Here is a 25251-nt window from a genome sequence, read left to right on the forward strand (position 1 = left end):
CGCCCAGCTTATCAAGCCATCAAAAAACGCACAGTATGCACGAATCATTCTGAATGCCTATCCTTAATTGGAGTATGGAAAGCGACTTCAATGGCCTGTGTCACCCTTTGACAAGAAAAAAGCTGACGTATATCAACTCTTTCAAGCATCATAGCCAGTAGTGTTTGCGCTCGCCAGTCGCCCGCTGGCAAGAACGTAGAAAAGGATACTGTTTGATGATGTCCCAGCCTCACCTCCTGGCGGAAAGAATCGCACGCCTCAGCAACGCGTTAGAAAAGGGACTTTACGAACGCCATCACGCTATTCGCCTTTGCCTGCTGGCGGCATTAAGCGGCGAAAGCGTTTTTTTGCTTGGCCCGCCAGGTATTGCCAAAAGCCTGATAGCCCGTCGGCTGAAGTATGCCTTTCAGCATGCCCGCGCCTTTGAATATCTGATGACCCGCTTCTCCACCCCGGAAGAAGTTTTCGGGCCGCTTTCCATTCAGGCGCTGAAAGATGAAGGCCGCTATCAGCGCCTGATCAAAGGCTACCTGCCCGATGCCGAAATCGTCTTTCTGGATGAAATCTGGAAAGCCGGGCCGGCTATCCTCAATACGCTGCTGACCGCCATCAACGAGCGCCGCTTTCGCAACGGCGATTGTGAAGAAGCCATCCCGATGCGGCTGCTGGTGACCGCCTCCAACGAACTGCCCGAAGCCGACAGCGGGCTGGAAGCGCTGTATGACCGGATGCTGATCCGGCTGTGGCTTGATAACGTGCATGAAAAGCAGAACTTTCGCAGCATGTTGACCCATCAGCAGGATGAGAACAGCAATCCCGTCGCGGAGTCGCTCTGCATTACTGATGAAGAGTATAGCGAATGGCAAAAAGGCATTGCGCAGGTTGCGCTGCCGGAAGAGGTGTTTGAGCTGATTTTTATGCTGCGCCAGCAGCTGGAGAACCAGCCGGAAGCGCCTTATATTTCCGATCGCCGCTGGAAAAAAGCGATCCATCTTTTACAGGCCTGCGCTTTTTACAGCGGTCGTAAAGCGATCGCGCCGGTAGATCTGATTTTGCTGAAAGATTGTCTGTGGCACGACGTTGCCTCAATGGCGCTGCTGGATCGCGAGATAGACAACCTGATTACCCAGCAGGCCTGGCAGCAGCAGCCGATGCTGATCAAACTGCAGCAAATCGCCTCACGCCGGCTGAGCCTGCAGCAGGAAAAAAGCGTAGAGCAGGCGATAAGGCTGGAGAAGCACGGCGGCATATTCAGCCGTAAACCCCATTATGAGCTGCCCGAGGCGCTGTCCGCCGACACGCTGACGCTGATGCTGCAAAAGCCGCTGATGCTGCACGACATGCAGGTCAGCCATATCGTGATTGGCCGCGAACCGCTGTACCACTGGCTGCAAAAAGGCGGCGAAGTGCGCGGCAAGCTTAACGGTATTGGTTTTGCCCAGACGCTGGATCTGCATATCGACAGCGCCGACTGCCTGACAGTGCGCGATGTCAGCCTCCAGACTTCGCGGCTGATGCTGCCGGGCCAGCCGCTGGAACACGGGCTGCCGCAGGAGATTGTCGAGGCGCTTGATGAGGTAGAGGCACAGCTGCATGCCCAACGTACGTTGTTCAGTCAGCATCATCGCTGCCTGTTTATCAGCGACGACTGGCTGGCGAAGATCGAAGAGAGCCTGCAACAGGTCGCTGAGCAGCTGAAACAGGTGCGTCGTTGATATCGCTGGATACGCTCAGCGCCTTTCTGGCGGTCAGCGAAGGCGACCTGATTGAAGAGCTGGTGGTGACGCTGTTGGCCAGCCCGCAGCTCGCCCTTTTTTTTGAAAAATTTCCCGGCATGAAAAAGGCGCTGCTGCACGATTTGCCGCGCTGGAAATCGGAGCTCCTGGCGCAGCTGAAACAAACAGCGGTGCCGGAAGCGCTTGCCGGTGAATTTACGCTTTTCCAACAGTGCCAGCCGCTCGCCCATCAGGCATTTTGCCTGAAAATTCCGTCTATCCTGCTTTACCTGGATTCGCATCAGTCGCCGTTTAAAGACAAAGCCCGCGAGCTGGTGGCGCATAGCGTCGCGGGCCAGAGCATGAGCGAGCCGCAGCATACGCTGTTTTTACAGCGCTGGCGGCTGAGCCTGACGCTGCAAACCCTGGCGCTGAATCAGCAGCTGCTCGACAGCGAGCGGGAAAAGCTGCTGGCGGAGCTACAGCAAAGGCTGGCGATGAGCGGCCAGCTGGCGCCGGTGCTGTCGGATAACAGCGACGCCGCCGCCAGCCGCCTGTGGGATTTGAGTAAAAGCCCGCTACAGCGCGGCGATTATCAGCTGATGGTCGATTACGGCGATTTCCTGGCGCAGCAGCCGATGCTGCAAAAACTGGCGGAACAGCTGGGCCGCAGCCGCGAAGCCAAAGCGGTACTGAGCGAGCAGGCGCCGCTGGAGGCGTTCCACCAGCTGGTCAGGGAACCTGCCAGCGTGCCGGAAGAGGTCAACGGCATTCACCAAAGCGACGACGTGCTGCGCCTGCTGCCGCCGGAGCTGGCGGCGCTGGGCATCAGCGAGCTGGAACTGGAGTTCTATCGCAGGCTGGTGGAGAAACGGCTGCTGACCTATCGGCTGCAGGGCGAAGCCTGGCATGACAGGGTTTCGCAGCGCCCGGTCAGCCACCAGCAGCATGAAGAACAGCCGCGCGGGCCTTTTATCGTCTGCGTGGATACTTCCGGCTCGATGGGCGGCTTTAACGAACGCTGCGCCAAGGCCTTTTGCCTGGCCCTGTTGAAGGTGGCGCTGGCGGATAACCGTCGCTGCTACATAATGCTGTTCGCGCATGAAGTGGTGGGCTACGAGCTGACCGCAGACGACGGCATTGCTCAGGCGATCCGCTTTCTCAGCCAGCGCTTTCGCGGCGGCACCGATCTGGCAGCCTGTTTGCAGTCGGTGCTGGGCAGGCTCGCCACGCCGGAGTGGAACGATGCCGACGCCGTCATTATTTCCGATTTTATCGCCCAGCGGCTGCCGGAAGATCTGGTTAAAACCGTCAAAAAGCACCAGCTCCTCCAGCAGCAGCGCTTTCACGCCGTTGCGCTGTCCGATCATGGAAAACCGGGTATTATGCGCATTTTCGACCATATCTGGCGTTTTGATACCGGCCTGAAGAGCCGTCTGCTGCGCCGCTGGCAGCGCTGATTTTCCCTTTACCACTGCCCGACAATCCTCTCCTGCTATAGTCATAGCTACGCTTTATCCCGCCTACGGTTCTCAGGAGTATTACGTGGCACAACATCACCAGGCTTTTTCCCCAGAGTTACCTGCCCCAACTCAAACGTTGTTGCTTAGCGGCAGCGACGCAGAACAAAAACGACAGGAGCTTCTTGGCTATTTCCAACAAACGTGGGCGCTCTACGAGAGCCTGTTCGACTGCCTTGCCGATGAGCAGGCTTATTACACTAAGGCGATTTCGCTGCGCCATCCGCTGGTGTTCTATTTCGGCCATACCGCGACTTTCTATATTAATAAGCTGGTAGCGGCCGGCCTGCTCGACAACCGCGTGGACGACCATATCGAAGCGATGATGGCTATCGGCGTGGATGAGATGAGCTGGGACGATCTGGACGCAACCCACTACGCGTGGCCGACGCTTGCCGAGCTGCGCGACTATCGCGGCAAGGTGCGTCATCTTGTCGAAAGCGTCATTAAAGAGATGCCGTTGACGCTGCCGATCGGCTGGGACAGCCCGGCCTGGGTGATCCTGATGGGGATCGAGCATGAGCGGATCCATCTGGAAACCTCCAGCGTGCTGATCCGCCAGCTGCCGCTCGCCTGGGTTAAACCGCAGCCGTACTGGCCGGCCTGTCCCGACGCCCGTCACGATCGCCACGCCGTGCCGCAGAACAGACTGATAGCCGTTGCCGGCGCACGCGTCACGCAGGGGAAAACCGACGATACCTACGGCTGGGATAATGAATACGGCACGCTGTCCACCGAGGTGAAGCCTTTTGAAGCCAGCCAGATGCTGGCAAGCAACGCGGAGTTTTTTGCATTTATCACGGCAGGCGGCTATCGGGACGATCGCTGGTGGGATGAGGAAGGTCTGGGCTGGCGCAATTTCGCGCAGGCAACCATGCCGACTTTCTGGGTGGGATCGCCTGAGGAACCTGACCAGTTACGGCTGCGTTTGATGACTGAAGAAGTCGCGATGCCGTGGGACTGGCCGGTCGAAGTCAACCAGCTGGAGGCGGCCGCCTTTTGCCGCTGGAAAGCCGATAAAACCGGCCGTTCCGTTCAGCTCCCCAGCGAGGCCGAATGGCTGCTGCTGCGTGAGCAGGTTGAAGGCGATCGCTGGCTGCAGGCGCCGGGCAACCTGAATCTGGCCTGGTGGGCTTCTTCCTGTCCGGTCGATCGCTTTGCCCAAGGCGAATTCTTTGACGTGGTGGGGAACGTCTGGCAGTGGACGACCACGCCGATAAACGGGCTGGAAGGTTTTAAAGTCCATCCGCTTTATGACGACTTTTCGACGCCGACCTTCGACGGCAAACATGCGCTAATTAAAGGCGGCAGCTGGATTTCCACCGGCAACGAAGCGATTAAATCCTCCCGCTATGCGTTCCGCCGCCACTTTTTCCAGCACGCGGGCTTTCGCTACGTCGTGTCCAACCATCAGGAAAAGAAAATGCTGAATCCGTATGAAACCGACAGCATGGTGTCGCAATACCTGGACTTCCAGTACGGGCCGGGCTACTTCGGTACAGAAAACTATGCGAAGGCGCTGGTGGATATCGCCTGTCGCATGACCGACAAACGAGGCCGCGCGCTGGATATCGGCTGCGCCACCGGTCGCGCCAGCTTTGAGCTGGCCCGCTATTTTGAGCAAGTGGTGGGGATGGATTACTCCGCGCGCTTTATCGACGTGGCGCTCCAGCTGACCAGCGGCGAGGATTTCCGTTATGTGACCCAGGAAGAGGGCGACCTGGTGGAGTATCACCAGGTGCGGCTGAAAGATTTCGGCCTCGCCGCAGAGCAGGCCAGCCGCATTCAGTTTATGCAGGGCGACGCCTGCAACCTGAAGCCGCAAAAGGCGGGTTACGACCTGGTGCTGGCCGCTAACCTGATCGACAGGCTGCGTCAGCCGAAGCGCTTTTTGCAGGACGTCACGAGGATGATCAATACCGGCGGCGTATTGATGCTGTCGTCGCCGTACACCTGGCTGGAAGAGTACACGCCAAAAGAGAACTGGCTGGGCGGCATCCGCGAAAACGGCGAGGCGCTGACCACCTACCAGGCGTTGCAGCGTTTGCTGGCGGCAGATTTCGAAGAGATCGCCGCGCCGCAGGACGTGCCGTTTGTGATCCGCGAAACGGCGCGTAAATATCAGCATTCCGTCGCCCAGCTAACCGTCTGGCGCAAGCGCTAACATCAGATAACCCTCTGGCTATGACCAGGCGGTTGTGTTTTCCTTATAGCGGGTAACATAAGTTATCCGCTATTTTATTGCCTGCATTTTCACTTTCCTGCACATTATTCCCTGACAAATTATCAAATCCTTAATGACGGAGCCTGTATGCCCGATAATCTGCAACCCGACGATCTCGATCGCGGCATCCTCAATGCGCTGCTGGCCAACGCACGTACCGCCTATGCCGAGCTGGCCAAGCAGTTCAACGTCAGCCCCGGCACTATCCACGTCCGCGTAGAGAAGATGAAGCAGGCAGGCATCATTAAAGGTACGCGGGTGGAAATCGATCCTCGCCAGCTTGGCTATGACGTGTGCTGCTTTATTGGCATCATTTTAAAAAGCGCCAGAGACTATCCGGCCGCGCTGGCGAAGCTGGACGCGCTTGATGAAGTGGTGGAGGCCTGGTACACCACCGGGCACTACAGCATCTTTATTAAGGTGATGTGCCGATCCATCGACGCGCTGCAACAGGTGCTGATCAACAAGATCCAGACCATTGACGAGATCCAGTCCACCGAGACGTTAATTTCCCTGCAAAACCCGATCATGCGGACGATCAAGCCCTGATCTGTGCACAATATTATCCACAAAAGATCGGCGCCTCATTTTTGTTGAAATATCTCATATCAGGTCAGGAACGTTCCTGTCCGTCCGGCACGTGGCGCTCGCGGCGTGCTTTCACTTATTCGCCCGCAAAACAAAAGCGGCAGTTAAACCCGCTCATCTACATTTATTAACCTTACTTACCCACAGGTAGATCCCAGACTGATCACAGCGTACAATAGCCGCCTTTAGCAAACAGGGATCTCACATGGCGGACGTAACCTTAATCACTGGCAGCACCCTGGGCAGTGCGGAATATGTTGCCGAACTTCTGGCCGAGAAGCTGGAAGAAGCGGGCTTTTCTACCGAATTACTGCACGGGCCAGAGCTGAACGAGCTTTCGACAGCAGGAACGTGGCTGGTAGTGACCTCTACCCATGGAGCCGGCGATCTGCCCGATAACCTGCAGCCGCTGTTTGATGAAATAGAAGAGAAGCGTCCGGATCTGAGCCAGCTGCGCTACGGCGCCGTAGGTATCGGCAACCGTGAATACGATCTTTTCTGCGGTGCGATCGATAAAATGGACAAATTGTTGACGGCATGTGGTGCACAGCGCATCGGCGACCGTCTGGATATTGACGTGCTCGAACATGAGATCCCCGAAGATCCCGCTGAGGTGTGGATCGAGAGCTGGAAAACGCTGATCGGCTGACGATCGGGCGTCGGATCGCAGCAATTTGTGCGATCGACGCCTGAAAAACAGGCGAAGTTTTGTAAATTTCTCCCCGATTTGCCTATTTAAATAGCGATCAACTGTGGATAACTATGCTGATCCAGCGGTAATAACCGGTGGTTATCCAAAGAACAACCGTACGGTCGGATCGAGCCTGTGCATAACATGCCTTTTTGATCCCAGCTTATACGCCGCAGGATCACCGATCTTTCACAGCAAACGATCCCGCTTAAGCTGATGATCCAGGAAAGGAAAAAAGGCTTATCCACAGAGATCGTCGATCCTAATAGAAGATCCAGTAAAGAGATCTCTAAATAAAAAAGATCTTCTTTTTAATACGTGTCTGGCCCTGCGCTTTCACCTTCGGCCAAAGTTGAGTAGAATTCACGCCCCGGGCATCCCCCACTCTTTTAAATCGCACAACCGCGAGGTTCAGTACCATGTTTTATCCAGATCCTTTTGACGTCATCGTGATCGGTGGTGGTCATGCGGGCACGGAAGCCGCTATGGCGGCAGCCCGGATGGGTCAGCAAACCCTGCTTTTAACGCATAACATTGATACGCTTGGACAAATGTCCTGCAATCCGGCGATCGGTGGCATCGGAAAAGGACATCTGGTTAAAGAAGTGGACGCGCTGGGCGGCCTGATGGCACACGCTATTGACCAGGCCGGTATCCAGTTCAGGATACTAAACGCCAGCAAAGGACCCGCCGTCAGGGCTACCCGTGCTCAGGCGGATCGCGTGCTCTATCGTCAGGCCGTACGCACCGCGCTGGAGAACCAGCCGAACCTGATGATCTTCCAGCAGGCGGTTGACGATCTGATTGTGGAAAACGATCGCGTCGTTGGCGCTGTGACCCAGATGGGGCTCAAATTCCGCGCCAAAGCGGTTGTGCTGACCGTAGGTACCTTCCTGGACGGTAAGATCCACATCGGGCTGGATAACTACAGCGGCGGCCGTGCTGGCGATCCGCCTTCGATCCCATTGGCTCGTCGCCTGCGTGAACTGCCTTTGCGCGTCAGCCGTCTGAAAACCGGTACGCCACCGCGTATCGATGCGCGCACGATTGATTTCAGCGTGCTGGCTCCGCAGCATGGCGATACGCCGCTGCCGGTCTTCTCGTTTATGGGCAACGTGGCGCAGCACCCACAGCAGGTGCCTTGCTACATCACCTATACCAACGAGAAAACGCACGACGTCATCCGCAGCAACCTGGATCGCAGCCCAATGTACGCTGGCGTGATCGAAGGCGTTGGCCCACGCTACTGTCCTTCCATCGAAGACAAGGTGATGCGCTTTGCCGATCGCAACGCGCACCAGATCTTCCTGGAGCCGGAAGGGCTGACCAGCAATGAAATTTATCCAAACGGCATCTCCACCAGCCTGCCGTTTGATGTCCAGATGCAGATTGTTCGCTCTATGCAGGGCCTGGAAAACGCGAAGATCGTCCGTCCGGGCTATGCCATCGAATATGACTTCTTCGATCCACGCGATCTGAAGCCAACGCTGGAAAGCAAATTTATCGAAGGTCTGTTCTTTGCCGGTCAGATCAACGGCACGACAGGCTATGAAGAAGCCGCAGCGCAAGGTTTGCTGGCTGGGCTGAATGCCGGTCGCCTCTCTGCGGACAAAGAAACCTGGGCGCCGCGTCGCGATCAGGCCTATCTGGGCGTGCTGGTTGACGATCTCTGCACGCTGGGCACCAAAGAGCCGTACCGCATGTTCACCTCCAGGGCGGAATACCGTCTGATGCTGCGTGAAGACAACGCCGATCTGCGTCTGACCGCTGAAGGCCGCGAGCTGGGTCTGGTAGACGATGCCCGCTGGGCGCGCTTTAACGAGAAGCTGGAGAGCATTGAGCAGGAGCGTCAGCGTCTGCGCGACATCTGGGTGCATCCTAAATCTGAAGCCGTGGATGAAGTGAATGGCGTACTGAGCGCCGCGCTGACCAAAGAAGCCAACGGCGAAGATCTGCTGCGTCGTCCAGAGATGACCTATCAGCAGCTGATGACGCTCAGCACCTTTGCGCCCGCCTTAAGCGACGCTCAGGCCGCCGAGCAGGTTGAAATTCAGGTGAAATACGAAGGCTATATCGCCCGCCAGCAAGAAGAGATCGATCGCCAGCTGCGCAACGAGAACACGCTGCTGCCGGTGGAGCTGGATTACCGTCAGGTCAGCGGCCTCTCTAACGAGGCGATCGCCAAGCTGAACGATCACAAGCCGGGATCGATAGGTCAGGCTTCGCGTATTTCAGGGATCACGCCTGCGGCTATTTCCATTCTTCTGATCTACCTGAAAAAGCAGGGGCTGCTGCGCAAAAGCGCCTGATGCTTCGCGGGGCGGCTACGGTCGCCCCTTTAACTGATTTGGATGTAATCGTGATTAATAAACTTTCCGCGCTGCTGAAAGCCGCCAATATTTCCCTGACCGATCGACAAAAAGAGCAGCTGACAGGCTACGTTGAGCTGCTGCATAAATGGAACAAGGCTTATAACCTGACGTCGGTGCGTGACCCGCAGCAGATGCTGGTACGGCATATCATGGACAGCATCGTGGTTGAGCCTTATCTGGAAGGAAGCCGTTTTATCGATGTGGGCACGGGACCAGGGCTGCCGGGCGTACCGCTCGCTATCGTCCGTCCTGAAGCGCACTTCACGCTGCTGGACAGCCTGGGCAAGCGCATACGCTTTCTTAAGCAGGTACAGCATGAGCTGAAACTGGAAAATATCGATCCGGTACAGAGCAGGGTAGAGGTGTTTCCTGCCGAGCCGCCTTTTGATGGCGTGATCAGTCGGGCCTTCGCTTCTCTGAACGATATGCTGAGCTGGTGCCATCATCTGCCTGGCGAAAAAGGGCGATTTTATGCGCTGAAAGGCGTCGTGCCGCAGGATGAGATCGACGCGCTGCCGGCAGGTTTTACCCATCACAAGACGGTGAAGCTTCTCGTTCCTGAACTGGAAGGCGAACGTCACCTGGTGGTAATTAATCCGCAAAATCTGGCAGCAAGCAGCGCTGATTGAACGTGATTTGCCTGAAAATAACGCTGAAAAGCCGAATTTTTTACCGTATTATCGCCTGATTATTCAGCAAAGCGGCTGAACGGCACAGGCTTACCAAACCCGATTTTAGTTAAGTCAGCCCTGCAGGGCAGGGGAGAGGAAGGCGCAGGTAACGCGAAAGGTTAAAAAGCCCGACGAAAATTTAGCCTTTCGGGCGATACGCGGTGATTTTTTTTCAGGTGGGAATGTTTCAGTAAGGTTAAAATGACGCGCAGAAATTATCGTTCACACCTGGTTACATTTAACGTTAATTTCACAAAGTGTTATCAAGGATATTACCTCGTCGGGACGAGATCCGCCTTTTTCAGCGCGAAGTGAAAAATAATGTGGTGATATTTATTTTGCTTGCCTGGCGGATTAGCCTGAAATTTTGGCTGCAATGACTGTCAATTAACACTTTTAATCCGGCTGGCAGGCTGGTTTTACGGTAAAAAATAGTAAGTAGTTGAATGTTATTGATATAATTATATTTTTCTGAGCGATATTAAGAATATTCCTTAACGGAATGCGGATAAAATATTACTGAATTGTGATCTTTCGCACGCTTTATGAGCGATATTTGGCCTTTATCGTATGCATTTTCCGCCTGTCGGCCATTCCTGACAGTTTTGAAAAAGCGCGCCCGCGAAAGAAATTTAAATAATTGTTCACCATTTCGCTACTTATCCATTGAAATCGCAGGGGCGCGCCGTATAATTTGCTCGTTTTTTGCTGCTTGACTCAAAGCGGCAAAGGCAGTTTTATACGACACGCGACATACCCCCGACGGGGCAGGAGAGTTTCAGCGTCATGTCAGTGTCCCTTTACAGAGTGAAATTTGCCCGAACCGTGCTGCTTCTTCAGCTGGTGATTTTTGTCATAATCGGCGCGCTGTTCGCCCTGAAAGAGTTGACCTGGGGCCTGTCCGCGCTTGCGGGTGGACTGGCGGCCTGGCTACCGAACGTATTGTTTATGATTTTTGCCTGGCGTCATCAGGCAGGAGACCCGGTTAAAGGACGCGTGGCCTGGAGCTTCGCTCTGGGTGAAGTGCTGAAGGTTCTGGCAACCATTCTTCTGCTTGTCGTGGCGCTGGCGGTGTTTGGGGCGGCATTTACGCCGCTCGGACTGACCTGGTTATCGGTGCTGATTGTGCAAATCGTCGCACCGGCTGTAATTAACAACAAAGGGTAAGAGGCATCATGGCTGCAGGAGAAATCTCTACGCCGCAGGAATACATAGGTCACCACCTGAATAACCTTCAGCTGGACCTGCGTACCTTCGAGCTAGTGAATCCGCACGACGCACCGTCGTTCTGGGTATTAAATATTGACTCCATGTTTTTCTCTGTGGTGCTGGGACTGGTATTCCTGGTGCTGTTTCGCAAAGTTGCGAAATCAGCCACCAGCGGCGTTCCGGGAAAACTGCAGGCGGCGATTGAACTGGTTGTTGGCTTCGTCGACAACAACGTCCGCGACATGTACCACGGTAAAAGCAAAGTAATCGCACCGCTGGCTCTGACGATTTTCGTCTGGGTCTTCCTGATGAACTTCATGGACCTGCTGCCTATCGATCTGCTGCCGTATATCGGCGAGCACGTTCTGGGTCTGCCAGCGTTGCGTGTTGTGCCTTCAGCCGACGTGAACATCACGCTGTCTATGGCGCTGGGCGTATTTATTTTGATTCTGTTCTACAGCGTCAAGATGAAAGGCATTGGGGGCTTTACTAAAGAGCTGACATTGCAACCCTTCAATCATCCTGTCTTCATTCCGATCAACCTGATCCTTGAAGGCGTGAGCCTGCTGTCCAAACCGGTTTCTCTCGGTCTGCGACTGTTCGGCAACATGTATGCGGGTGAATTGATTTTTATCCTGATTGCCGGCCTGTTGCCGTGGTGGTCACAGTGGGTTCTGAGTGTGCCATGGGCCATTTTCCACATCCTGATCATTTCGTTACAGGCTTTCATTTTCATGGTACTGACGATTGTCTATCTGTCGATGGCATCTGAAGAACACTGATTTTTTTATCAACACTACTGCGTTTTAACTGAAACAAACTGGAGACTGTCATGGAAAACCTGAATATGGATCTGCTGTACATGGCTGCCGCTGTGATGATGGGCTTAGCGGCAATCGGTGCTGCGATCGGTATCGGCATCCTCGGAGGTAAATTCCTGGAAGGCGCCGCGCGTCAACCGGATCTGATCCCTCTGCTGCGTACGCAGTTCTTTGTTGTAATGGGTCTGGTGGATGCAATCCCAATGATCGCTGTTGGTCTGGGTCTGTATGTGATGTTCGCCGTCGCCTAACCCTGATGTTCATCGTTGGACGCGAGTTCGACGATGAACGGCTTCTGCCGGTCGTCAGACCGGAGAAAAAAGTTAACTTAACAAGAGGCATTGTGCAGTGAACTTAAACGCAACAATCCTCGGCCAGGCCATCGCGTTCATCCTGTTTGTAGTGTTCTGCATGAAGTACGTATGGCCGCCGCTGATGGCTGCTATCGAAAAGCGCCAGAAAGAAGTTGCTGACGGCCTTGCTTCCGCAGAACGTGCCAAAAAAGATTTGGATCTCGCGCAGGCTGATGCGTCCGACCAGCTGAAAAAAGCGAAAGAAGAAGCTCAGGTTATCATCGAACAGGCTAACAAACGTCGTTCGCAGATCCTGGACGAAGCGAAAGCCGAAGCTGAGCAGGAACGTAACAAGATCGTCACCCAGGCGCAGGCTGAAATTGACGCCGAACGCAAACGTGCACGTGAAGAGTTGCGTAAGCAGGTCGCGATGCTGGCTATCGCCGGCGCCGAGAAAATCATTGAACGTTCCGTGGATGAAGCTGCTAACAGCGACATCGTTGATAAACTGGTCGCTGAACTGTAAGGAGGAAGGGGCTGATGTCTGAATTTACTACTGTAGCTCGCCCCTACGCCAAAGCAGCTTTTGACTTTGCTGTTGAGCATCAGAATGTCGATCGCTGGCAGCAGATGCTGGCGTTCGCTACCGAAGTAGCCAGCAATGAACAAGTGGCAGAACTCCTTTCCGGCGCATTAGCGCCGGAAGCGTTGTCTGCACGGTTCATCGCTATCTGTGGTGATCAACTCGATGAGGCCGGCCAGAACCTGATTAAGGTCATGGCTGAGAACAAACGTTTACCAGCGCTTCCCGATGTACTGGCTCAGTTTATCCAGCTACGCGCCGCATACGATGCGACCGCGGACGTTGAGGTGATCTCTTCCACTACACTGAGTGACGAACAGCTGACCAAAATCAGCGCCGCTATGGAAAAACGTCTGTCACGCAAAGTTAAGCTGAATTGCAAAATTGATAAGTCTGTAATGGCAGGTGTAATCATCCGTGCGGGTGATATGGTCATTGATGGCAGCGTACGCGGCCGTCTTGAGCGCCTTGCAGACGACTTGCAGTCTTAAGGGGACTGGAGCATATGCAACTGAATTCCACCGAAATCAGCGAACTGATCAAGCAGCGCATTGCTCAGTTCAATGTCGTGAGCGAAGCTCACAATGAAGGTACTATCGTTTCCGTCAGCGACGGCATCATCCGCGTAAACGGCCTGGCCGATGTTATGCAGGGTGAGATGATCGCACTGCCGGGCAACCGCTTCGCTATCGCACTGAACCTGGAGCGCGACTCCGTAGGTGCCGTAGTAATGGGCCCATACGCTGACCTCGCCGAAGGCATGAAGGTTAAGTGTACCGGTCGTATCCTGGAAGTTCCGGTAGGCCGTGGCCTGCTGGGTCGTGTGGTGAACACCCTGGGTGCACCTATCGATGGCAAAGGCGCCATTGATAACGACGGCTTCTCGCCAATCGAAGTGATTGCGCCAGGCGTTATCGACCGTCAGTCGGTCGACCAGCCTGTACAGACTGGTTATAAGTCTGTGGATGCGATGATCCCAATCGGCCGTGGCCAGCGTGAGCTGATCATCGGCGACCGTCAGACCGGTAAAACCGCGATGGCGATCGATGCGATCATCAACCAGCGCGATTCCGGCATCAAGTGCGTGTACGTGGCTATCGGCCAGAAGGCTTCTACCATCGCTAACGTGGTACGTAAGCTGGAAGAACACAACGCGCTGGCTAACACTATCGTGGTTGTGGCTACCGCTTCCGAGTCTGCTGCGCTGCAGTACCTGGCACCGTATGCAGGTTGCGCCATGGGCGAATACTTCCGTGACCGCGGTGAAGACGCGCTGATCGTATATGATGACCTGTCCAAGCAGGCCGTTGCATACCGTCAGGTTTCTCTGCTGCTGCGCCGTCCACCAGGTCGTGAAGCTTTCCCTGGCGACGTGTTCTACCTCCACTCCCGTCTGCTGGAACGTGCTTCCCGCGTGAGCGCCGACTACGTTGAGCGCTTCACTAACGGTGCAGTAAAAGGTAAAACCGGTTCTCTGACCGCGCTGCCGATCATCGAAACTCAGGCTGGCGACGTTTCCGCGTTCGTTCCGACCAACGTAATCTCGATTACCGATGGTCAGATCTTCCTGGAAACTAACCTGTTCAACTCCGGTATTCGTCCGGCAGTTAACCCAGGGATCTCCGTATCCCGTGTGGGTGGCGCTGCGCAGACCAAGATCATCAAGAAACTGTCCGGTGGTATTCGTACCGCGCTGGCGCAGTATCGTGAACTGGCAGCGTTCTCTCAGTTCGCTTCCGATCTGGACGAAGCAACCCGTAAACAGCTGAGCCACGGTCAGAAAGTGACCGAGCTGCTGAAACAGAAACAGTATGCGCCGATGTCCGTAGCGCAGCAGGGTCTGGTGCTGTTTGCCGCCGAGCGTGGCTTCCTGAACGACGTTGAGCTGGCGAAAATCGGCAGCTTCGAAGCAGCGCTTCTGGCTTATGCAGATCGCGACCACAGCGAGCTGATGGCGGAAATCAACCAGGCTGGTAACTACAACAACGATATCGAAGCGAAGCTGAAAGCTCTGCTCGAAACGTTCAAGAAAACCCAGTCCTGGTAATGTCTGGCGGCTTGTCCCTTCCGGGGCAGGCCGCAAGGCTTTGAGGAGAAGCTTATGGCCGGCGCAAAAGAGATACGTAGTAAGATCGGAAGCGTTCAAAATACGCAAAAGATCACCAAAGCGATGGAAATGGTCGCCGCCTCCAAAATGCGTAAATCGCAGGAACGCATGGCGGCCAGCCGTCCTTATGCAGAGACCATGCGCAAAGTGATTGGTCACATTGCGTTAGGCAATCTGGAATACAAGCACCCTTACCTGGAGGAGCGCGACGTTAAGCGCGTCGGCTACCTGGTCGTGTCTACCGACCGCGGGCTTTGTGGTGGTTTGAACATTAACCTGTTCAAAAGAGTGCTGGCTGATATGAAAGGCTGGGCGGATAAAGGCGTCGAGAGCGATCTGGCGATTATCGGCTCTAAAGGTGTTTCATTTTTCGGCGCTGTCGGCGGCAACGTGGTTGCTCAGGTGACGGGCATGGGCGACAAGCCTTCCCTGTCCGATCTGATCGGCCCGGTAAAAGTCATGCTGCAGGCTTACGACGAAGGTCGTATCGACAAGCTCTATGTTGTCAGCAACAAATTTATCAACACCATGTCCCAGTCACCGCAAATCATCCAGCTGCTGCCGTTACCGCCAGCAGATCCGGAAGAAGGCGTAGTGAAGAAGAGTACCTGGGATTATCTGTATGAACCGGATCCGAAAGCGCTGCTGGACACGTTACTGCGTCGCTACGTCGAGTCTCAGGTTTACCAGGGTGTTGTAGAAAACCTGGCCAGCGAGCAGGCCGCGCGTATGGTGGCGATGAAAGCTGCGACCGACAACGGCGGAAACCTGATCAAAGAGCTGCAGTTGGTATACAACAAAGCTCGTCAGGCCAGCATCACCCAGGAACTTACCGAGATTGTCGGTGGAGCCTCCGCGGTTTAACCAGGTTTAATGAATTAGGTAGAGGATTCAAGATGGCTACTGGAAAAATTGTCCAGGTAATCGGCGCCGTTGTTGACGTCGAATTTCCTCAGGACGCAGTACCACAAGTGTACAGCGCGCTTGAGACTAAAAATGGTGATACCCGTCTGGTGCTGGAAGTACAGCAGCAGCTGGGTGGTGGCGTGGTTCGCGCCATCGCAATGGGTTCTTCCGACGGCCTGAAGCGCGGTCTGGAAGTCGCTGACCTTGCGCACCCAATCGAAGTACCGGTAGGTACCGCAACGCTTGGCCGTATCATGAACGTGCTGGGCGAGCCAATCGACATGAAAGGCGACATCGGCGAAGAAGAGCGTTGGGCGATCCACCGTTCTGCACCTTCATACGAAGACCAGTCCAACTCTCAGGAGCTGCTGGAAACCGGTATCAAGGTAATCGACCTGATGTGTCCGTTCGCGAAGGGCGGTAAAGTTGGTCTGTTCGGCGGCGCGGGTGTAGGTAAAACCGTAAACATGATGGAGCTGATCCGTAACATTGCGGCTGAGCACTCAGGTTTCTCCGTATTTGCCGGCGTGGGCGAGCGTACCCGTGAGGGTAACGACTTCTATCACGAGATGACCGACTCCAACGTTATCGACAAAGTATCTCTGGTCTACGGCCAGATGAACGAGCCACCAGGAAACCGTCTGCGCGTTGCCCTGACTGGCCTGACCATGGCGGAAAAATTCCGTGATGAAGGTCGTGACGTACTGCTGTTCATCGATAACATCTACCGTTACACCCTGGCCGGTACCGAAGTGTCCGCGCTGCTGGGTCGTATGCCATCAGCGGTAGGCTACCAGCCAACGCTGGCGGAAGAGATGGGCGTTCTGCAGGAACGTATCACCTCAACCAAAACCGGTTCTATCACCTCCGTACAGGCCGTTTACGTGCCTGCGGATGACTTGACTGACCCATCGCCAGCCACCACCTTTGCTCACTTAGACGCAACCGTGGTACTGAGCCGTCAGATCGCGTCTCTGGGTATCTACCCGGCGGTTGATCCACTGGATTCTACCAGCCGTCAGCTGGATCCGCTGGTTGTTGGTCAGGAACACTACGACGTGGCTCGTGGCGTGCAGTCTCTGCTGCAGCGTTACCAGGAACTGAAAGACATCATCGCTATCCTCGGGATGGACGAGCTGTCTGAAGACGACAAGCTGGTTGTTGCTCGCTCTCGTAAGATGCAGCGCTTCCTGTCTCAGCCGTTCTTTGTGGCAGAAGTCTTCACCGGTTCTCCGGGCAAGTATGTGTCGCTGAAAGATACCATCCGTGGCTTTAAAGGCATCATGGACGGTGAATTCGACCATCTGCCAGAGCAGGCTTTCTACATGGTTGGTTCCATCGAAGAAGCCGTGGAAAAAGCGAAGAAACTGTAATAACGGTTTCCCGGGAGGTTAATTATGGCTATGACTTTTCACCTGGACGTGGTCAGTGCAGAACAGCAGATGTTCTCCGGCACTGTGCAGCGTATTCAGGTGTCAGGTAGCGAAGGCGAGCTGGGGATCCACCCTGGCCACGCCCCGCTGCTGACCGCCATTAAACCTGGTATGGTTCGCATCGTTAAAGAACAGGGCGACGAAGAGTATATCTATCTCTCCGGCGGCATGTTGGAAGTACAGCCAGGCGCGGCTACCGTGCTGGCTGATACGGCGATCCGCGGCACCGACCTCGACGAGGCCCGCGCGATGGAAGCGAAACGCAAAGCCGAGGAGCACATGAGTGGCTCTCACGGCGATGTGGACTTTGCTGCCGCGTCGGCTGAACTGGCTAAAGCGATCGCCAAACTGCGCGTGATCGAGTTGACCAAAAAAGCGATGTAATTCAGGTTTAAGCAGAAAGGCCAGACAGGAAACTGCCTGGCCTTTTTTTATTGTCGAAGGGGCGGCACAGGGCGCGCTGCAGGAAATCCCGATCGGATAAAACACTATATTTAATGTTGTAATTAAACTGAGCGTTAAACGTTCAGCTACGCCAGAAGAAAAAGCAAAGCGTGCACAACGCCATAACGGTGGCGATGATAGTAAGCGCTGAACAGATAAGGCATTCCGTCTTGCTGCTGCCAGCGTCCGCCATCACAGGTTCCTGCACTGCTTTCTTTTTCTCCGGAATATAGATATAGCCTTTGCCCGGTATCGTTTTAATACAGTTTCTGAGGTTCACCGCAGCTAAATCGCGGCGTATTTTATAAACCAGCTGAGTCAGGTTGGCGTCATCGATAGTCGCAGCCCGGCTTTCCCAGATTGCCGTAATCAAATGGCTTTTTGTCAGCTCTTTTTCCGGGTTGCGAAGGAAATAGCTCAGCAATCGTTTCTCTTTTTCGCTGATGGTTAATGTAATGTTGCCATTGATCAGATGATTTCTCTCCTCTGAGAGATAAATATTGTTACCAAGATAAATTTCTTCGTTCATGACTGTGACCTGTTAAGTGGGGAAACCAGTAATAGATTAAAAAAAACAGCGATGGTTAAAGGCTTTGTATAGCCTCTGCAAATCCTTATTAATGTTTGCTTTAATATTCTTTTTATTTTTTAGCAGATATCGCTCTGCTTAACTGCTTCGCTCTGTTGGTGGCAGGAATATACCAGCAGAAAAGATAAAGACGGGTTGTAATTATTAGCACAGGCATTGCAGAAAGTGCACGCCAGAAGGCGGTAATCCGCGCCGGTCAAGGGTCTGTAGCGGTTTTGCCGCGCGCAATGTTAAGCGAGGTTCTAATTATTGTTTATCCGTCATTGATAAAAGAGAACAGAGTCTTGTTATTCGAAGGTCGTTTATCCGGTCTGGGGTTATTTATCCTGCCTGTCCCCAGACTCCCGCACGCAGTCTGGCCGATAGCTGGCTTATTAATGTTATTTCGGGGCGGGCAGGAGTGAGCTGATAATTATTCTTTATTTGTAACTGGTATGCTTTTCCGTATCGGGTAAAAGTTTGTCGGCCAGCTTAATCGATGGCGCTGAGTACACTAACTTTTATCATATAAGGATTTGCAATGAGCAAGTTGATTCAACAAGACATTCTTACAGAACAGTCTTATGCCGCAGATGGATTTAACCCGGTAACGAACACTTCAGAATTTAGTTACACTTCAGGTCGCGTAGCAAAACGTGTATACAACAAATATAACACCGCCAATAAACCTAAACTCTTTGGCTATTACACTGACTGGGCGCATTACGATCAGCGTCAGGTTGATAATAATGGCAATATTCTTAAAGCAAATCGCGGCCGTGGGATTGATATCACTAAGTTAGACCCAACCGCCTACGATAAAATCATTTTTGGTTTTACCGGTATCGTCGGTGATAAAGGCGCTAATAAAGAAAAAATCGATCAGGCTGCGGCCTGGACCGGCAAGAAAACCAACGAAATGACCATCCTGGATCCGTGGGCCGATTGTCAGTCTTATATCAACTGCGGCTTCAGCGGCTGGAAAGCATTTGGTTTTGGCCCGGGCACTACCTATCCGTCTGATGGCGAAGGCGATTGCTTCTATCAGGATCACCCTAACCTGCAGGGCGTGCTGGGCGCGATGCGTAAGTTGCAGATAGATGCGAAAGCTCAGGGTCACGATCTGGCGCTTTCCTTCAGCCTCGGCGGCTGGACGATGAGCGAAGCCTTCCACGAGCTGGCGAAAAGCCAGAGCGCGATTGATACGCTGGTAGCCAGCATTATCTGGTTCTTCGACCGCTTCCCGATGTTTTCTGAAATCGATATCGACTGGGAATATCCAAATGCTGCAGGCGCGGGTAACCCACACGGCCCGGAAGATGGTGAGAACTACGTGGCGCTGATCTCCAGCCTGCGTAAGGCGCTTGATGCTAACAGCATGAAACACGTGAAAATCAGTATCGCGTCTTCCGCTAACGTGGATGTGTTGCAGCATTCTAATATCAAAGGCCTGCTGGAAGTGGGTTTGTACGGCATCAACCTGATGACCTATGACTTCTTCGGTACGCCGTGGGCGGACGGCCTGGCCCATCACGCCAACCTGTATAAAACCAAAAACAGCACCTACAGTCTGGAAGAAGCGGTTGAGTATCTGCTGAACCTGGGTGTGGATCCTGAAGCCATCAACATCGGTTATGCAGGCTATTCACGTAGCGCCAAGGGCGGCAACATTGAATCCTTCTCTCCGCTGAAGGGTTCTTACGATGGTAGCGGTACTACCGTGGGGACTTTTGAGTCCGGCTGTGTTGAATACTATGACATTATCAACAACTACCTGGATCTGGAAAACCAGTCTGGCCGTAACGGTTACAACGTGTATACCGATGACGAAGCCTGCGCAGATTATCTGTACAGCCCGACGTCTAAAGTTTTCCACTCTATCGATACGCCACGTACCGTACGTGAAAAAGCGCGTTATGTGATCGAAAAAGGCCTGGGTGGTCTGTTCACCTGGACTATCGATAACGATAACGGCCTGCTGGTTAACGCCGGTCGTGAAGGTATGGGCTGCCCGATTGTGCAGCAGAACATCGATATGTCACCTTTCTACTTTAAAGGGATCAATATCAACGGTGAAAACCCGATTAACCCGGTAGACCCGGTAGACCCGGTAGACCCAATTGACCCAGTCGACCCGGTTGACCCAATCGATCCCGTTGACCCGGAAGATAACACCGCGCCAACTGCTGTTATCACTATGAAAGCGCTGGGCGGCAGCACGCTGGTCTTCTCTGCGGATAAATCCGTTAAAGCCGCCAGCTACAAATGGTCAGGCAGCGGTAACGTGCAGATCGTTTCTCCGCAGGCCAGCGAAACGAAAGTTGCGCTGCCGGCTGTTACCTCTGAAAAGGTGGTAGAGCTGCTGCTGACCGTCACCGCGGCCAATAGCAAAACCGATATGGCCTCTTACAAAGTGGTTATCGTGCCTGCATCCGAAGTTACTCCGGATGAGCCAGTGGTGCCGGATGTGCCTGCTGAATATCCCCTGTGGAGTGCAACCGCAGTCTACGTGGAAGGCAGTAAAGTGACGCATAAAGGCGTTAACTTTATCGGTAAATTCTGGTCACAGGGTTCTGAACCTGGTCTGGAAGAAACTACCGGCCAGTTCGGTAAACCATGGGATTACCTTCGTTAATTTGAAATAAATAATGCTCCTTCGGGAGCATTATTTCCCGTCTGCCAGAGTGAAAAAATGAATATTTCAGAGAGGGGCATTGATTTTATCAAGGCTCAGGAAAAACTTCGTTTAACCGCAGAGAAGAATGACGCGGGCATCTGGACGCTGGGCTATGGCCATGCGGAAAGCGTCCGTGAAGGCGACAGCGTTACGCCTGAACAGGCGGAGGTGCTGCTTGTCAGCGACCTGAACAAATGCGCCGAACTCTTGCGGCAGAAAGTTGAAGTGCCCGTCACGCAGGATCAGTTTGACGCGCTCTGCTCCATTCTGCACAGCGTCGGCGCCGGGCAGCAGGGCGTAAAAGCTGGCCTGATCGAGCTAAAAAGCGGTCAGCCTTCCACGCTGCTGATGTTTTTAAACCAGGGCTGCTATGCCGCCGCCGCCGAACAGTTCGGCTCGTGGATTTACGCCGGAAATGGCGTGGTTAAAACGTTAATTACTCGCAGGGAACGCGAAAAAAATCTTTTTCTTCGCCATAAATAGCCATGGTCTTTGCCGATCGCTATTTATCTTTCTGAGGTATTACCGTGTTATATAATGATGAAACTATGTTGCTGATGAAGTTTTTAAGTGAACATCATCTTTTGGATGCCATGATAGTTGCCAGCGCCGGAGGAGTGGTTAATTACTTTATCCACGGCGAGCTGATAAAAGAAAATAAAGGGAAACTGAGCTTTTTCCTGAAACACATATTTATTTCAATGTTTACTGGCTTTGTGGTTGGCTTACTCTGTATTGATTTCAACATGACTACGTCCCAAACGCTTCTTTTCTCTGCTATCGCCGGCACCAGCGGCAGCGAAGTCGTGGTTGTGCTGCAGCAAAAAATCTCTGAATGGTTAAAGAGCAAAACCGTTTGATCGACAGCGGTGGAAAGTCATAGACGACTCTATTTTGGTGGTATCATGCTCCGGCTGAGGGACGCATACCGGCTTTTCCCGGCGTGGTGCCCTTGTTCGGCCCGGCGGAAAGTATTTTTGAAGGGTAAAAGAAGTAGTATTTTTCCCGCAATCCAGCTTTACTTTTCGCCAGGAAAGCGATTTCAACATCAAGCAGGATGTCTATGTCAAACAGCGCGCTGAGCGTGGTGATCCTTGCCGCAGGCAAGGGAACCCGTATGTACTCCGATCTTCCCAAAGTTCTTCATCTTTTGGCCGGTAAGCCAATGGTACAACACGTCATTGACGCCGCGCAGGGCGTGGGCGCTGACAAAGTCCATCTGGTTTACGGACACGGCGGCAAACGCTTACAGTCTACCTTGCAGGATCCCTCGCTGAACTGGGTATTGCAGGCCGAGCAGCTGGGCACCGGTCACGCTATGCAGCAGGCCGCGCCCTGGTTTGCCGATGACGAAGATATCCTGATGCTGTACGGCGACGTGCCGTTGATTTCTACCGAAACGCTACAGCGACTGCGCCAGGCAAAACCGCAGGGCGGCATCGCGCTGCTAACGGTCATCCTTGATAATCCCACCGGCTATGGTCGCATCCTCCGTGAGCAGGGCCAGGTCGTGGGCATCGTAGAGCAGAAAGACGCCACGCCGGAACAGCTGGCGATCCGCGAAATCAATACCGGTATTCTGCTGGCCAACGGCGGCGACCTGAAGCGCTGGCTGAGCAAGCTCACCAATGACAACGCTCAGGGCGAATATTACATCACGGATATTATCGCGCTGGCTCATCAGGAAGGCCGGGTGACGGAAACGACGCAGCCTTTGCACAGTTCGGAAACCGACGGCGTTAACAACCGGCTACAGCTGGCAACGCTGGAACGCGTCTGGCAGGCACAGCAGGCGGAAAAACTGCTGCTGGCGGGCGTGATGCTGAAAGATCCGGCGCGTTTCGACCTGCGGGGCGAGCTTAAACATGGCCGCGACGTAGAAATAGACACCAACGTGATTATCGAAGGTAAGGTGCAGCTCGGTAACCGCGTGAAAATCGGCAGCGGCTGCGTGCTGAAAAACTGCGTGATTGGCGACGACTGCGAAATCAGTCCTTACAGCGTGCTGGAAAACGCCGAGCTGGCGGCAGACTGCACCGTCGGCCCGTTCGCCCGGCTTCGTCCCGGCAGCTCGCTTGCCGCTGGCGCGCACGTCGGCAACTTTGTCGAAATGAAAAAGGCGACGCTGGGCAAAGGCTCTAAAGCCGGTCACCTGAGCTACCTGGGCGATGCTTCGATCGGCGCTAACGTCAATATCGGCGCGGGCACCATTACCTGTAATTACGATGGCGTGAACAAATCGCTGACGATCATCGGCGACGATGTCTTTGTCGGCTCCGATACCCAGCTGGTGGCGCCGGTATCGGTAGCGGCGGGCACGACCATCGCCGCAGGCACCACGGTGATGAAAGATATCTCCGCGCCAGGTTTGGCCTACAATCGTAAAGAACAGAATCTGAAAACCGACTGGCAGCGTCCGGCGAAGAAAAAATAATTTTACGGGCGGCGAAGATCGCCCGATTGCAGTAAGGGGTGCATGGCACCCATATAACTCTAATCCCCACTCTCTACAAGGCTCGGGGAACCGGAACATACCGGAACAAACAGGCAGAAGACAAAGTTAATGGCAAACGCCATGACGTCAGGAAAACTACTATGTGTGGAATTGTTGGTGCAGTAGCGCAACGTGATATCGCAGAAATCCTGTTAGAAGGGTTACGCCGCCTGGAATATCGGGGCTATGACTCCGCGGGTCTGGCCGTCGTTACCGCCGAAGGGCAGATCACGCGCCTTCGTCGTTTAGGCAAGGTGCAAAAACTGGCGGAAGCGGCGGAAACCACGCCGCTGGCTGGCGGCACCGGTATCGCGCACACGCGCTGGGCAACCCACGGCGAGCCGTCGGAGGCCAATGCGCATCCTCATATCTCAGAACATATCGTTATCGTGCATAACGGCATTATCGAAAACCACGAGCCGCTGCGTGAGCGGTTAAAAGAGCTGGGCTATCGCTTTGCGTCCGAAACGGATACGGAAGTAGTCGCGCACCTGGTGCACTGGGAGCAGAAGCAGAGCGGCGGCACGCTGCGTGAAGTGGTACAGCGCGTGATCCCGCAGCTGCGCGGCGCTTACGGCATGGTCATTATGGACAGCCGCGATCCGTCCGTGCTGGTGGCCGCCCGTTCCGGCAGCCCGCTGGTGATTGGCCGTGGCGTGGGTGAAAACTTTATCGCTTCCGATCAGCTGGCGCTGCTGCCGGTGACGCGTCGCTTTATGTACCTGGAAGAAGGCGATATCGCAGAGGTTAGCCGTCGCGACGTGGTTATCTTCGATCGCCTGGGCGAGCGCGTGGAGCGTGCCGAAATCGAATCCAACGTGCAGTACGACGCGGGCGACAAAGGCCTGTATCGTCACTATATGCAGAAAGAGATTTACGAACAGCCGATGGCGATCAAAAACACCCTGACCGGGCGTTTCAGCCATGGCGAAGTGGATCTCTCCGAGCTGGGGCCAAACGCCAACGCGCTGCTGGCGCAGGTTGAGCATATTCAAATCGTGGCCTGCGGCACCTCGTACAACTCCGGCATGGTGTCCCGCTACTGGTTTGAAGCGCTGGCTAACGTGCCGTGCGACGTGGAGATCGCTTCTGAATTCCGCTATCGCAAATCGGCGGTGCGCAAAAACAGCCTGATGATCACGCTGTCGCAGTCCGGTGAAACGGCGGACACGCTGGCGGCGCTGCGCCTGTCGAAAGAGCTGGGCTATCTCGGCTCGCTGGCGATCTGCAACGTGGCCGGCTCTTCGCTGGTGCGTGAATCCGATCTGGCGCTGATGACCAAAGCCGGGACGGAAATCGGCGTGGCCTCGACCAAAGCCTTCACCACGCAGCTGACCGTGCTGCTGATGCTGGTGGCGAAAATCGGCCGGCTGAAGGGCATGGACGCGCAGATCGAGCACGATATCGTGCACGGTTTGCAGGCGCTGCCGAGCCGTATCGAACAGATGCTGTCGCAGGACAAGCAGATTGAAGCGCTGGCGGAAGAGTTCTCCGATAAGCATCACGCGCTGTTCCTGGGCCGTGGCGACCAGTATCCAATAGCGATGGAAGGCGCGCTGAAGCTGAAGGAGATCTCCTATATCCACGCCGAAGCCTATGCGGCGGGCGAGCTGAAGCACGGGCCGCTGGCGCTGATCGATGCCGATATGCCGGTGATTGTGGTGGCGCCAAACAACGAGCTGCTGGAAAAACTGAAGTCGAACATCGAAGAGGTGCGCGCGCGCGGCGGCCTGCTGTACGTGTTCGCCGATCGGGATGCGGGTTTTGCCGACAGCGAAGGGATGCGTATTATCCCGCTGCCGCACGTGGAAGAGATTATCGCGCCAATCTTCTACACCGTGCCGCTACAGCTGCTCTCTTACCACGTCGCGCTGATTAAAGGCACCGACGTTGACCAGCCGCGCAATCTGGCGAAATCGGTCACGGTGGAGTAAC

Annotated in this window: 22 protein-coding genes; 21 read left to right on the forward strand and 1 reads right to left on the reverse strand. The window is 54.4% G+C overall.

Translation table 11 applies throughout. The features are described 5' to 3' along the window. The first annotated feature begins 218 nt into the window (after positions 1 to 218). From ravA to ACA373_RS16785, 16 genes are all read left to right on the forward strand, one after another. Positions 219 to 1715 carry an ATPase RavA gene (ravA, locus tag ACA373_RS16710; protein ID WP_370734920.1) on the forward strand — a complete coding sequence of 499 codons (1497 nt, stop codon included), beginning with the start codon at positions 219 to 221 and terminating at the stop codon, positions 1713 to 1715. Beyond that, positions 1712 to 3175: an ATPase RavA stimulator ViaA gene (gene viaA / locus ACA373_RS16715; protein ID WP_369895313.1), complete on the forward strand. Its 1464-nt coding sequence runs from the start codon at positions 1712 to 1714 to the stop codon at positions 3173 to 3175. The genes ravA and viaA overlap by 4 nt, the downstream gene beginning before the upstream one ends. Positions 3176 to 3260: 85 nt before the next feature. Beyond that, complete coding sequence (gene ovoA / locus ACA373_RS16720) at positions 3261 to 5399, forward strand: 5-histidylcysteine sulfoxide synthase (protein WP_370734843.1); 2139 nt, start codon at positions 3261 to 3263, stop codon at positions 5397 to 5399. 147 nt (positions 5400 to 5546) lie between these two features. Next, a complete protein-coding gene (gene asnC, locus ACA373_RS16725) occupies positions 5547 to 6008 on the forward strand; it encodes a transcriptional regulator AsnC (protein ID WP_125289166.1) in 462 nt (153 codons plus the stop codon). Positions 6009 to 6252: 244 nt separating this feature from the next. Beyond that, entirely contained in the window at positions 6253 to 6696 is a 444-nt protein-coding gene (mioC, locus tag ACA373_RS16730) for an FMN-binding protein MioC (RefSeq protein WP_253456861.1), read from the forward strand. Between the two features lie 461 nt (positions 6697 to 7157). After that, positions 7158 to 9047: a tRNA uridine-5-carboxymethylaminomethyl(34) synthesis enzyme MnmG gene (gene mnmG / locus ACA373_RS16735; protein ID WP_253456858.1), complete on the forward strand. Its 1890-nt coding sequence runs from the start codon at positions 7158 to 7160 to the stop codon at positions 9045 to 9047. 50 nt (positions 9048 to 9097) lie between these two features. After that, complete coding sequence (gene rsmG, locus ACA373_RS16740) at positions 9098 to 9739, forward strand: 16S rRNA (guanine(527)-N(7))-methyltransferase RsmG (RefSeq protein WP_301251599.1); 642 nt, start codon at positions 9098 to 9100, stop codon at positions 9737 to 9739. A gap of 828 nt (positions 9740 to 10567) precedes the next feature. Beyond that, entirely contained in the window at positions 10568 to 10948 is a 381-nt protein-coding gene (atpI, locus tag ACA373_RS16745) for a F0F1 ATP synthase subunit I (protein WP_125289170.1), read from the forward strand. Positions 10949 to 10956: 8 nt separating this feature from the next. Then, positions 10957 to 11772 carry a F0F1 ATP synthase subunit A gene (gene atpB, locus ACA373_RS16750; RefSeq protein ID WP_125289171.1) on the forward strand — a complete coding sequence of 272 codons (816 nt, stop codon included), beginning with the start codon at positions 10957 to 10959 and terminating at the stop codon, positions 11770 to 11772. A gap of 50 nt (positions 11773 to 11822) precedes the next feature. Next, complete coding sequence (gene atpE, locus ACA373_RS16755) at positions 11823 to 12062, forward strand: F0F1 ATP synthase subunit C (protein ID WP_003849523.1); 240 nt, start codon at positions 11823 to 11825, stop codon at positions 12060 to 12062. 97 nt (positions 12063 to 12159) lie between these two features. Then, complete coding sequence (atpF, locus tag ACA373_RS16760) at positions 12160 to 12630, forward strand: F0F1 ATP synthase subunit B (RefSeq protein ID WP_253456852.1); 471 nt, start codon at positions 12160 to 12162, stop codon at positions 12628 to 12630. A 14-nt stretch (positions 12631 to 12644) separates the two neighbouring features. Then, on the forward strand, positions 12645 to 13178 hold the full coding sequence (atpH, locus tag ACA373_RS16765; RefSeq protein WP_125289173.1) for a F0F1 ATP synthase subunit delta: 534 nt from the start codon (positions 12645 to 12647) through the stop codon (positions 13176 to 13178). 14 nt (positions 13179 to 13192) lie between these two features. Then, positions 13193 to 14734 carry a F0F1 ATP synthase subunit alpha gene (gene atpA, locus ACA373_RS16770; RefSeq protein ID WP_125289174.1) on the forward strand — a complete coding sequence of 514 codons (1542 nt, stop codon included), beginning with the start codon at positions 13193 to 13195 and terminating at the stop codon, positions 14732 to 14734. Positions 14735 to 14788: 54 nt separating this feature from the next. After that, entirely contained in the window at positions 14789 to 15658 is an 870-nt protein-coding gene (gene atpG / locus ACA373_RS16775) for a F0F1 ATP synthase subunit gamma (RefSeq protein ID WP_253456849.1), read from the forward strand. Between the two features lie 32 nt (positions 15659 to 15690). Next, positions 15691 to 17073 (forward strand): F0F1 ATP synthase subunit beta, encoded by a 1383-nt coding sequence (atpD, locus tag ACA373_RS16780; RefSeq protein WP_253456846.1) that lies wholly within the window; start codon positions 15691 to 15693, stop codon positions 17071 to 17073. Positions 17074 to 17097: 24 nt separating this feature from the next. Next, complete coding sequence (locus ACA373_RS16785) at positions 17098 to 17517, forward strand: F0F1 ATP synthase subunit epsilon (protein ID WP_125289177.1); 420 nt, start codon at positions 17098 to 17100, stop codon at positions 17515 to 17517. A gap of 142 nt (positions 17518 to 17659) precedes the next feature. Here the strand turns inward: ACA373_RS16785 and ACA373_RS16790 are convergent, their stop codons facing one another. Continuing rightward, on the reverse strand, positions 17660 to 18106 hold the full coding sequence (locus ACA373_RS16790; protein WP_253456843.1) for a winged helix-turn-helix domain-containing protein: 447 nt from the start codon (positions 18104 to 18106) through the stop codon (positions 17660 to 17662). A 580-nt stretch (positions 18107 to 18686) separates the two neighbouring features. On the opposite strand from ACA373_RS16790, the gene ACA373_RS16795 reads away from it, so the two are divergent. From ACA373_RS16795 to glmS, 5 genes are all read left to right on the forward strand, one after another. Beyond that, a complete protein-coding gene (locus ACA373_RS16795) occupies positions 18687 to 20780 on the forward strand; it encodes a glycosyl hydrolase family 18 protein (protein WP_370734844.1) in 2094 nt (697 codons plus the stop codon). 57 nt (positions 20781 to 20837) lie between these two features. After that, positions 20838 to 21305 (forward strand): lysozyme, encoded by a 468-nt coding sequence (locus ACA373_RS16800; protein ID WP_253456837.1) that lies wholly within the window; start codon positions 20838 to 20840, stop codon positions 21303 to 21305. Positions 21306 to 21370: 65 nt separating this feature from the next. Then, complete coding sequence (locus ACA373_RS16805) at positions 21371 to 21682, forward strand: phage holin family protein (protein WP_253456834.1); 312 nt, start codon at positions 21371 to 21373, stop codon at positions 21680 to 21682. A 203-nt stretch (positions 21683 to 21885) separates the two neighbouring features. Further along, positions 21886 to 23256 (forward strand): bifunctional UDP-N-acetylglucosamine diphosphorylase/glucosamine-1-phosphate N-acetyltransferase GlmU, encoded by a 1371-nt coding sequence (glmU, locus tag ACA373_RS16810; protein WP_370734845.1) that lies wholly within the window; start codon positions 21886 to 21888, stop codon positions 23254 to 23256. 161 nt (positions 23257 to 23417) lie between these two features. Further along, positions 23418 to 25250, forward strand: a complete 1833-nt coding sequence (gene glmS, locus ACA373_RS16815) for a glutamine--fructose-6-phosphate transaminase (isomerizing) (RefSeq protein WP_253456829.1) — start codon at positions 23418 to 23420, stop codon at positions 25248 to 25250. Position 25251: the final 1 nt, after the last annotated feature.

The sequence above is a fragment of the Erwinia sp. STN24 genome, from assembly GCF_041320675.1.
Classification (GTDB): domain Bacteria; phylum Pseudomonadota; class Gammaproteobacteria; order Enterobacterales; family Enterobacteriaceae; genus Erwinia; species Erwinia aeris.